An 11932-nucleotide genomic window follows, 5' to 3' on the forward strand; every position below is an offset into this window, starting at 1 on the left:
TTTGTTTAACGTTTCTTACGTGGTTTCTTTTTAGAGGAAGGCGCAGGAGTTGCCGCCTTGTCGTGTTGTTTTGGTTTACCGGAACGGCCGCGCTTTTTTTTGTTTGGTTTATCACCATCAGCGGGCTGCGATTTTTTATTTTTACGCGGCGCGGCGTTTGGATCCAGCATGGCCGAATCGGCCGGTATAAAATCTATTTTGCGATCATCCAAACTCACGCGCACTACTTTTACTTTGATTACATCGCCTAAACGATAAACTTGGCCACTGTGCTCACCGACTAAACGATGACCCACTGGATCAAATTGATAATAGTCACGACTTAATGAGGTGATATGAATTAAACCTTCAATATGAATGTCATTCAGTGAAACGAATAAACCAAATGAAGTGACCGAACTAATTATTCCAACAAATGATTCACCCACTTTATCGAGCATGAATTCACATTTCAACCAATCCGTTGCATCGCGGGTGGCTTCATCTGCACGTCGTTCGGTTTTCGAACACTGTGCAGCCATATCCAGCATATCGTCTTTGCTGTAATGATATTGCGCAACCTTACCGCCACGTAAAATATGGCGAATCGCACGATGCACTAACAAATCAGGATAACGGCGAATGGGTGAAGTAAAATGCGCGTACTCTTCTAATGCTAAGCCAAAATGTCCACAATTTACTGGATTATATTCCGCTTGCGATAATGAGCGCAGCAATACGGTTTGAATTAAATGAAAATCGACACGTTCGCGAATTTTATCTAACAATAAACTATAGTCTTTAGGCTTAATATCTTCGCGCGCCGCAAACTTCAAACCCATCTCACCCAGAAACGTACTGAAGTCTTCGGTTTTCTTTAACGGCGGCGTATCGTGCACGCGGAATAAACCAGGAATTTCATGATGCTCTAAAAAGCGCGCTGCGCAGATATTTGCCGCAATCATGCATTCTTCAATGAGCTTATGTGCATCATTACGTTCAACTGCAATGATGGCGGAGATTTTGCGATTTTCACCAAATAAAATTCTAGTTTCAGTGGTTTCTAAATCAATCGCGCCGCGTTTTTTACGTTGCTTAGCAAAAACATGATAAAGCTCATAGAGCGTTTCTAAAGAATCGATAACGGTTTCAAATTGTTTGCGCACAGGAATTTTACGCAACACCAGCATATCGGCTACTTGGTTATACGTGAGTCGCGCATGTGAACGAAACACGGCTTCGCTAAATTTATAATCAACAATGCGTCCATCAATACTGATATCCATACGACAGACCATCGCCAAACGATCAACGTGGGGATTAAGCGAGCATAAACCATTCGATAAAATTTCAGGCAACATCGGAATAACACGACCGGGAAAATACACCGAGTTACCGCGATTAAAAGCTTCTTTATCTAAACCCGTATCGGGCCGTACATAATGCGCAACATCGGCAATCGCGACATACAAACGCCAACCGGTGCCATACGTTTCGCAATAGACAGCGTCATCAAAATCTTTAGCGTCTTCACCATCAATCGTGACAAATAATTTATCACGTAAATCTTCACGACCTTGTTTATCCGCGTCTGCGACTTGGTCGCTTAGCTGTTGTATTTCACTTAATACTTCAGGCGACCATTCATTCGGCAAGTCATGTGCGTACACCGCGATATCAATTTCCATCCCAGGCGCCATGTGATCGCCTAGAATTTCACGTACGCGACCTACTGGTTGACGTCGAAATGTAGGTTGTTCAGTAATATCTGCTAATACAATTTGTCCGGGCTTAGCATCGCCGACTTGATCAGCAGGAATAAAAATATCTTGTGTGATGCGTTTATTATCTGCGACCACATACGTTAAACCTGCATCCACCAAGATGCGGCCAACGATACGTTTATTAGCACGTTCAAGGACATGCACCAATGCAACTTCTAAGCGTCCGCGTTTGTTAGTGCCGGTGATGCGCACCATCGCGACGTCGCCGTGCAATAAACTTTTCATTTGACCAGGCGGAATAAATAAATCTTCTTTGGCATTGCCTAGCGCAGGATGTAAAAAACCAAACCCATCGGGATGCGCAATGACACGACCACGGATTAAATCTTTATCATCAACCGGCAAAAAACCATCGACTTTATTAGAGATCAACTGACCATCACGCACCATCGCGCGCAAGCGTCGTTCCAATGCTTCCAGCGACACGGGGTCTTCGTACTGCAACAACGTCGCAACTTGCTCAAAAGTGCAAGGCGGTTGATGCGTCTTAATTAATTCGGCTAAATGCTCTCGACTTGCGATGGGCTGGTCATAACGCGTCGCTTCACGATCAAGATGAGGGTCTAGTGCAGTGAGTACTGGGGGTTTCGTTTGTTTTTCCATAGGGGCGGCAGTCTACCCCAAAGCTGCCATCGCCAAAAGCCGAAAGCGGCTTATTCTTATATATAGTGTGGGTCTTATAGCACCTATACCTATATAAAGGCCGATGCCCACCGTCGTGGGCCACGCCTTTAATTGACAAGCCAACAGCTGGCCGGTACATTTCGCGGCCTGCACCCTCGGCCGAGGTGGCGAAATTGGTAGACGCGCTAGTTTCAGGTACTAGTGAGGTAAAACTCTTGGAGGTTCAAGTCCTCTCCTCGGCACCATCTCTGCATTTCATTGTTAACCTTATATTTCACTATCTCATTGTATTTCCTTGCATCGCTAGCGCATGGCAAGATACCGCATTACACATTATTCAAAGGCTGTATTCATGTCTTCTGGCGCCACTCATTTATTGTCCACACGACGTTTTCTGCCGCTATTTTTAACCCAAGCACTGGGCGCCTTTAACGATAATATTTTCAAACAAGCTTTAGTATTAATGCTGAGTTATGGCTTAGCCGAACGCATGGGTTTAAATCCACAAGTGATGGTCACCGCTGCGGCGGGGTTATTTATTTTGCCGTTCTTTTTATTTTCCGCCACCGCCGGACAACTGGCAGAACGTTTTGAAAAATCACAATTAATCCGTTACGTAAAACTTGCCGAGATTGGGTTATGCGTCATTGCCACTATCGGACTTTTTACAGATAACCTGTATGTGCTACTCGCCACTTTATTTTTTCTCGGTGCGCAATCGACTTTTTTTGGGCCTTTAAAATACAGCATTTTGCCAGACCATTTGCAGACCGATGAATTAGTCGCCGGCAATGGTTTAATTGAAATGGGTACATTCTTATCTATTCTTTTAGGCATTATCATTGGCGGTGTTTTTATTACGCTGCCGTATGGTGATTGGATTATTTCCGGCATCTTACTCACGGCTTCTATTTCAGGTTATTGGATTAGCTGCAAAATTCCACGCGCCACCATCGCGGCACCTGGTTTAAAAATTAGTCCGAATTTTATTGCGGCAACGTTTCAAATGCTCGCTTACACACGCAAGCATCGCACCGTATTTCTTTCTGTAATGGGCATTTCTTGGTTTTGGTTTTTAGGTATAACGTATCTTTCGCAATTCCCTAGCTTCAGTAATCATACGCTACACGCGAATGCCGATATTGCTACTTTATTTAATGTCGCTTTTTCAGTAGGCGTAGGACTTGGATCATTATTATGTCATCGCTTATTACAAGGTGATATTTCTGCTCGTTATGTACCTTTAAGTGCATTAGGCATGACCGTGTTTGGCGTAGATTTATACTTTGCGGCAAACAACATCGTGATCCCAACTGATACCGCCTTGCTTACACTCAGTCAATTTTTACAACTATCAGCGGCATGGCGCATTTTATTTGACCTGACTGCACTCTCTATTTGCGGAGGCCTTTATATCGTACCTTTATACGCCATCGTGCAGCATTATAGTGAAGCCAGCCATCGTTCACGCACTATCGCGGGCTTAAACATTATGAACGCTTTGTTCATGGTGGGTTCAGCACTATTTACGCTGATATTATTAAAAATGAATTACAGCGTAAATCATGTTTTCTTGATTATCGCTTTACTAAATACCATAGTTGCTATTTATATTTGTAAATTATTACCTGCTGATGCGCTTGCATCGCTGGCGCGTTTTATTTTACGTTTATTATTTCGAGTTGAAGTACGGGGTATCGAACATTATCGCCGCGTAAAAGATAAAGCCGTTATCGTGTTAAATCATGCCTCTTTTTTAGATGGCTTGCTCATTGCCGTATTTTTACCAGAAATGCCCACGCTAGTCATGAACACACACATCGCTAAACGCTGGTGGGCAAAACCGGCATTATATGTTGCGCGTATTTTAACCGTCGATTCAACCAGTCCGATGGCGGTTAAAACCATGGTGCGATACGTGCAAGCAGGACATAAACTCGTCATTTTCCCGGAAGGCCGCATCACCGTCACGGGCGCATTAATGAAAGTGTACGAAGGCCCTGGCACAGTTGCCTATTTTGCGGACGCGCCTTTATTACCCATTCGAATTGACGGCGCGCAATACACTATTTTTTCACGTGCGCGCAAAGTCCTGCCTACACATTGGTTTCCAAAAATTACTTTAACTATTCAAGAACCTCATTACTTTCATGTCCCTAGCGATATGCGTGGTCGCGTGCGTAGACAATTTATTGGCCGAAAACTTTATGACTTAATGGCTGATATGATTTTCAAAACAAGTCCAATTGATCAACCCTTATTTAAAAGCCTGATTCAAACCAGTAAAATTTTTAGCGCTAATACTTTAGTGCTAGAAGATGCCGCACGCGTGCCGCGCAGTTATCGGCAAGTATTTAAAAGCAGCTTTGCGTTAGGCGCGTATTTAAAAACACGCACTAGTGCTCAAGAAAATGTCGGGGTTTTATTACCCAACGCAGCTGCCACCGCCATTAGTTTTTTTGCGTTGCAAGCGATTGGCCGCACTCCCGCGATGCTTAATTTTTCTACTGGCTTGCAAAACATGCAAGCCGCTTGCGCGATGAGTAATATAAAAACTATTATCACGTCACGCCGATTTATTGAAATGGGAAAATTACAAGACACTCTCAACTCACTTGCAGAGCGACTACAAGTAATCTATTTAGAAGACATGCCCCACGCATTATCGCTACAACACAAACTAATTGGTTTATGCGGTGCGTATGCGCCCGATTTTATTTATCATTTACTGAATGATAAAATTAGCGCGGATGATGCCGCCGTTATTTTATTTACCTCCGGCTCAGAAGGTGTACCTAAAGCGGTAGTTTTGTCGCACAGAAATATTCAAGCGAATCGGTATCAGCTACTCGCACGTATTGATTTTAACCCTTCAGATCTTGTCTTTAATGCTTTGCCCTTATTCCATTCTTTTGGATTAACGGGCGGATTTTTATTGCCGGTTTTGAGCGGAATTCGTACTTTCTTTTATCCCTCGCCCCTGCACTATCGAATAGTGCCGGAGCTTGTGTATGAAACTAATGCGACCATTATGTTTGGCACTGATACTTTTTTAAGTGGTTACGCAAAACGTGCGCATCCTTATGATTTTTATAGTTTACGTTATGTTTTTGCAGGTGCAGAACGTTTAAAACCCGAAACATCACAACACTACACCGAAAAATTTGGCTTACGCATACTCGAAGGTTATGGTGCAACGGAAACAGCACCTGTGTTATGTGCAAATACCGCTATGCAATGCAAATTAGGCACAGTGGGTCGTTTTTTACCGGGCATCAATCACCGTTTAGAATCCGTGCCTGGCATTCACGAAGGCGGACGGTTATTTGTGCAGGGCCCTAATATTATGAAAGGTTATTTAAAACACGATCAACCCGGTGTATTACAAATACCCGAAAGTGGTTGGTATGATACCGGCGATATTGTAACGATAGATGATGAAGGTTATGTGCGCATTGTTGGACGCGCCAAACGTTTTGCGAAAATTGCCGGCGAAATGGTTTCGCTGAGTGCGGTAGAACAATTAATCAGTGGCGCTTGGCCTGACAAGCTACATGCCGTCATTGCTATTCCGGATCAACGTAAAGGTGAACAGCTGGTATTAATCACGAATGCCATTAATCTTGAGCGTCGTGATATAGCAGAAATTTTACGACAACAAGGTGCCGCGGAATTAATGCTGCCTCGTCATATCGTACATGTTAAACAATTGCCTATGTTGGGCACCGGTAAAATAGATTATATGAGCTTGCAAAAAGAAGTGAGCACCACCTTAAAACCGGATTAACAAGGCCTCCATTTATTCTGCGCTAGCACTCGCGGTTTTTTGACGAACAAATGCCACTTTGTCAAATTGCGGCAAACTCGCTTTCAGAAATTCGTCTATCGAAACGGAGCTTGTGGCATAGTACGCAGGCGGTTTTAACACGCGTACATAATCGGGTTCTTCTGAAAAATCCGGTTGATAAACATAAAATGCAAAAGCTAAGAAACTAATAATGCTCGCCGACAATGCCATTGACATAACAGTACGTCGACGTGCGGGAAAATTACTGGCCAAATACAAACCGCCCCATAACAACACAAACAAACCGATAATATAACCGCCAATCGCTAATACACGTTGCAATAATAAATTCGCTGAATTAAATGCGATAACTTCTACCATTTCATCAAAAAAAGTTAACAAAATCATAAAGACTAAGGCAATACTAACATGCGCTAAAAAGCGGCCATCATGGCGCAATACGCGCCCTACAAATGACCACAGCAGTCCCCATAAAGTTGCAATAAAAATAGGTAAAACCGCCGTGATTAATAATTTCTGGATATTCATGGGTTCGTACCACGTACGATATTCACCCCAAATAAAAATGCTAAACGCAAACATCATTAATAACATCACATAGGGCAAACGATTGAGACGTCGAATGTACGGCTCCCAAGAATCTAGCGGCAACGTCTCAGCCACAGGATGGCTTGTTAATAACATACGCAAGCGTACACGACCTAAAATAAATTCATCGCCTGATTGACAAACTTCTTCTTGAATCACGTCATGCTTTTGCCGTGAATAAGTACCATTCAAACTGCTGATATCACGTAAGCGCCAACCCTGTTCTGGATCGTGACTTAAAATAGCATGATGGGGTGAAACATGCGGATCAGACAAAATGATGTCGTTATCATAGGCACGCCCTATACGAATAACGCTTTGATTAAAACGATAGACTTCTAAAGCACGTTGCGAACGATTCACAACTTCAACAATTATTTCCATTGAATATTCTCCATGAATTTTTTACTGAACTTCATGGCCAAATTTTTATCGACACCCGCTAATGTGAAGTGCGCCACCAATCCTTGTTTTTTATGATTAACGGTCGCGCCAATAAATAACACATCATACAAATCATCAAAATCAGCATAGGCGCGAGTGCATAAAGAGACTCGCATTATCATTGGTTTTATTGGAGAAACAACCGCAGCCGTTTTTTTGCTGGTTTTTTTATGGGCTTTAGCTGCTTTTTCTTCTGCAATTTTTTGTGCGTCTTGTTGAGCTTCAATAGCGACATTATTGTCAACAAAAGCTTCATGACAAGAAAAATTGCTGACCTTGCCCTCTTTTACCTTATTTACAGAATTAACACTGCCAATCATACCTTCATAACGCGCATAAAATTGTGAAGAACTTAATTGATCAGTTTCTACTGAGGTAAATTCATATTCCAACCCACCAGTCGTAAAATCACGTCCTAAATAAATATATTCGTTGTGCGTGCACAGACTACGAACAGTACTAACCAACTCTTTATTATTATCAGCACCTGCTTGCGTGGATTCACCCCAGCAACGCGCAAACTTAGCCATTTCACCAATTACTTTAGCGCGCCCAACATCAATAGTCGGCCATTTTGCATCTAACAAAATATCCATGAAACGTTGCTGATTATTTTTAAGCTGTGCATGAATACGTGTTTTTAAACTATCTTGCGTTTGCGGATTGCTGCGATATTGTTTTATTAACGCATGCAGTTTATCCACGGGTACCAAAAAACCAATGCCATTACCCGATGTTGCAACATTGACTCCGAATACTTCGCCATCAGCATCCAAGGTAGGGCCACCGCTCATGCCGGGATTCATTGCGCCTGAAAACAAAATGCGTCGATAAAAACTGCGTTCGACAAATCCGCTATACGTACCGTGCACCACGGTCATACCAAGATCCCGCGGATTGCCTAAAGAATAAGCTTCAGCGCCGCGCTGTGGAATATTAGAACTTAACTCGAGATAGGTTTGTTCGGTGACATCACGTTGCACTAACGCTAAATCATTAATCACGTCGACATCAACAACGCGTAACTCGCCTGCTTTGCCGGTGTTATCAATATATTCCAAACGATATCGTTTTGGATGTTGTACCCAATCGGAAACCACATGGTAATTCGTTGCTAATAAACCATCCGCGGCGATAGCAAAACCAGAACCAACCGATGTTTTAGTACCTGAGCCTGCTTCTAATACGCGAATCTGATAAATGCGATCATTAAAGGTTTCAAATAAATTTTGCGCTTCACTATTCCCAGCGCTAGCGGATAAACAAAATCCAGCGCCTAGTATCAGTAGGCATCCTGCCACAAAACGATTAATCACTTGATGACCTTATGTTTTTGTAAAGTTAATTCAGTATCTTACGGATAGCGCTGATTCGACTCAACCGCTTCACTTAACTCTGAGCAGATTTAGGGCCAATAATCACCGCAGTACGCAATTTAGATTGGCCAAATTGACACATACGTTCAAAATCATCGCGCCGAATGGGAATGTCGAGACAGTCCAAGACGGTTTTGTGCAAATCCACATCAACTTCTGGATCGCTGAGATAAACAAAATCATCATCGGCGGCAGTCATAACCATCCAATGCGGACTTTTGCTGCGTGCTAGCTGATAAGAGCTAATTAAAACTAAGGGAACATAACCCTGGGTCAGCGCTTCCACCAATTCACTGGTGCTTAATGCACGATAATATTGCTGCACATTGGTCAGCGCCAATTCTTCTTCAAAAGCTCGATGCACATCGCGCATCACAGATTTCTTTTCTTCGTGACGCACGCCGTCTAAAAATAAGGGTTCTCTACTATTTATATACAACTGGACTTCGAAACCTCGCCGCCAAGCTGCCAGCGCTAAGCCATGCGGCCCACAACCACCATGTCCGGCGGTCATAAAAATAGTGGTAGCTTCGCGCCATAACTGTAATTCCAGCGTGCGCGTAAATAAAATGCTGGGATCAAATGCACGCATGGCCATCATCAATGCCGCTGGCCCGCAGGTAAACTCGGTGGTTTGTACATAATAAGGAACTTCGACTGAGCGTACACCGCGAAAATGACGAATGCGTTTTTCAAAACGCAAAGCGTCCGCATGATCTTCGTAATAATCTGGGTACACACCAAACTGACGATAACCTTGACGTCGATATAAACGTTGCGCCACATCATTATCAGGATGCACTTCCAAACGCACAGATAAGCAACCTTTGGCTTCGGCGCGCGCTTCCGCACCTTCCAGCAAACGATCCGCCAAACGTTGGCCGCGCATTTCTGGTGCAACGGCTAAAGAATAAATCCGCGCTAAGGAGGTGCCCGCATGTAGTAAAACTAAAATATAAGCCACCAACTCGCCATTATGTTCGGCAATTTGTAAATCAGCTTTGCCCTTAGTCAGCATCCACCGAAAACTGCGGCGACTTAAACGGTCGTAGTCAAAACAACGTTGCTCTAACAAAACTAAATTATCGACATCATCCAAACAGGCAGGTCGAATCACTAACTCAGCCAGCTGAGTGTTATTTTGTGAAACGACATTATTGCCAGCAGACATACTTACTCCTTATGCTTACCATCTTGCGGGTAGCAACCCTATTATGCCAGTTACGGCCTAGGACATATTGCCCCATTTGACACGTTGAGAGGTTTAAAGGAAAGTCACGCATGGCAAAACTTATCGTAGTAGTTGATCAAACTGAAGACTGGGAAGCTTACCATCCCAGCGAACACGTCATGACGGTGCAAGATTATCTGGCACTAGAGGCGCAGCCCTCTAGTCCTACCCTCGTCCTCAACTTATGTCGTCATTATCGCTATCTTAGCAATGGTTATTACTGCTCCTTACTGGCGGAAGCACGCGGTCATCGTGTGTTGCCCTCGGTGCGAACCATTAACGATTTACGCAATAAATCACTTTATAGTTTAGGCATTGCCGATCTTACCGAAGCGTTAAATAAAGAATTGCGACGCTCGCGTGAAACACCGGACCAATTCAGCATTAAAATTTTCTTTGGTTACACCAGTCATGATGCTTTACAAGGTTTAGCGCGCCAAGTGTTTGAAATGTTACCCGCACCGATTTTACGCGTAGAATTTGTTAGAGAAGGCGCATGGCGCATTGATGCAATTAAAGCCGACAGCATTAATGATTTAAATGCGGAAGAAGAAGATGTATTCGCTAATCGTTTAGAATTATTCAATCGCAAAATATGGCGAAAAAAACGCGCCGCACGCAGCTATCGATACGATATGGCAATTTTAACCAATCCCAAAGACACCATGCCACCTAGCTGCAATAAAGCCTTAAAAAACTTTATTCGGGCGGGTCGTAAATTAGGCTTAGATGTCGAACTGATTGAGAAAAAAGATTTTAGTACGCTCGCTGAATACGACGCTTTATTTATTCGAGAAACTACCGCCATCGATCACCATACTTATCGCTTCGCAAAAAAAGCAGAAAACGAAGGCATGATCGTGATTGATGATCCTGAATCTATCTTAAGGTGCACTAATAAAATTTATCTCGCTAACCTATTCGACACCCGTCGCGTCGCCACACCGAAAACCGCGATACTTAGCAAAGATCGTCCTAAAGATTGGGAAATCGATACCGCGCCGTTAAATTATCCAATGATTTTAAAAATTCCTGATGGCGCATTTTCGCTGGGCATGTATAAAGTGACAAATGCCGATGAACTGCGTAAGGGTTTAAAAGAGCTTTTTAAACAATCATCTTTAATTCTCGCGCAAGAATTTTATTACACTGATTACGATTGGCGCATCGGCATTATCAATGGCCAGCCCTTATTCGCTTGTCAATATTTTATGAGCAAAGGTCATTGGCAAATTTACCAACATGCGAATGATGGCAAAACGCAAGTCGGTAAATTTAAAACAATTCCGATAGAAGACGCCCCTGCCATCGTAGTGAAAACCGCTTTAAAAGCAGCTAAATTAATTGGCAATGGTTTATATGGCGTTGATTTAAAACAACGTGACGATCAAGTGGTGGTCATGGAAATTAATGACAATCCAAATATAGATGCCGGCGTGGAAGACCTTATACTAGGCGATATGTTGTACGAAAAAATTATGACTGAATTTGTGCGCCGCTTAGAATTGCGCACCCAGCAACGTCGACAAATTCAGCCGAATCTTTAAGTTCAAACAACACTATCCAACAAACTATGCCGTCAATCTGGACACACTTGCCCTTACCTAACACTTTACCTACCGTCAATCTATAGCGCTCTATCGCGTCCGCATCCGCATCCTAGGTATTGACATGTTCACCATTAAATCAAAATCCGCTGCCAAATCTATAAACGTCATTCCTGAACGGTTATTACAAGCCAGCCTACAAACATTACTCGTCTCTGCTTTTGTGTATGGGGGCGCGTTATTAGTTTTTCCAAAGCCTAATACACGAGGTTTATTATTTGTCATCACTTACATAGCAGAATATTTATTTGTCCTAGCGGGTGCATTCATGGCTTTTGTATTCATGAATAATTATGCAAACAATTACGCTTTAATTATTAGCTTAATGATGGGTGCTGGCAGTATTGTGATTTGGATTTATTTAATTTATTGCAAAAATTTATTATCAAAATATTTATTCGTCATACCCGCCATGCTGTGGTGTCTCGCGGGAGTTTATGCCAGTTATTATGGATTAGCCGGTTACAATGCGGGTATCGGTCGGTAATAAA

7 protein-coding genes and 1 tRNA gene are annotated in these 11932 nt (G+C 42.9%); 4 read left to right on the forward strand and 4 right to left on the reverse strand.

The features are described 5' to 3' along the window. Positions 1 to 5 precede the first annotated feature (5 nt). Positions 6 to 2366 (reverse strand): ribonuclease R, encoded by a 2361-nt coding sequence (gene rnr, locus H0W44_06700; protein MBA3582125.1) that lies wholly within the window; start codon positions 2364 to 2366, stop codon positions 6 to 8. Positions 2367 to 2545: 179 nt separating this feature from the next. Here rnr and H0W44_06705 point away from each other — a divergent pair. Then, a tRNA-Leu gene (locus H0W44_06705) sits at positions 2546 to 2632 on the forward strand. A 107-nt stretch (positions 2633 to 2739) separates the two neighbouring features. Continuing rightward, positions 2740 to 6174 carry an acyl-[ACP]--phospholipid O-acyltransferase gene (locus tag H0W44_06710; protein MBA3582126.1) on the forward strand — a complete coding sequence of 1145 codons (3435 nt, stop codon included), beginning with the start codon at positions 2740 to 2742 and terminating at the stop codon, positions 6172 to 6174. Between the two features lie 12 nt (positions 6175 to 6186). Here H0W44_06710 and H0W44_06715 read toward each other — a convergent pair whose 3' ends face one another. The 3 genes from H0W44_06715 to H0W44_06725 all read right to left on the reverse strand — a co-directional run bounded on the left by H0W44_06715 (position 6187) and on the right by H0W44_06725 (position 9774). Continuing rightward, the gene (locus tag H0W44_06715) at positions 6187 to 7167 is read right to left on the reverse strand and encodes an FHA domain-containing protein (GenBank protein MBA3582127.1); all 981 of its coding nucleotides are present in this window, start codon (positions 7165 to 7167) and stop codon (positions 6187 to 6189) included. Beyond that, positions 7158 to 8543, reverse strand: a complete 1386-nt coding sequence (locus H0W44_06720) for a trypsin-like peptidase domain-containing protein (GenBank protein MBA3582128.1) — start codon at positions 8541 to 8543, stop codon at positions 7158 to 7160. The genes H0W44_06715 and H0W44_06720 overlap by 10 nt, the downstream gene beginning before the upstream one ends. Positions 8544 to 8616: 73 nt before the next feature. Next, complete coding sequence (locus tag H0W44_06725; protein MBA3582129.1) at positions 8617 to 9774, reverse strand: GNAT family N-acetyltransferase/peptidase C39 family protein; 1158 nt, start codon at positions 9772 to 9774, stop codon at positions 8617 to 8619. A 110-nt stretch (positions 9775 to 9884) separates the two neighbouring features. Between H0W44_06725 and H0W44_06730 the strand changes: the two genes are divergently transcribed. Continuing rightward, a complete protein-coding gene (locus tag H0W44_06730; protein MBA3582130.1) occupies positions 9885 to 11381 on the forward strand; it encodes a RimK family protein in 1497 nt (498 codons plus the stop codon). 124 nt (positions 11382 to 11505) lie between these two features. Beyond that, complete coding sequence (locus H0W44_06735; protein MBA3582131.1) at positions 11506 to 11928, forward strand: hypothetical protein; 423 nt, start codon at positions 11506 to 11508, stop codon at positions 11926 to 11928. Positions 11929 to 11932 lie beyond the last annotated feature (4 nt).

The sequence above is a fragment of the Gammaproteobacteria bacterium genome, assembly GCA_013817245.1.
Lineage (GTDB): Bacteria > Pseudomonadota > Gammaproteobacteria > HTCC5015 > HTCC5015 > JACDDA01.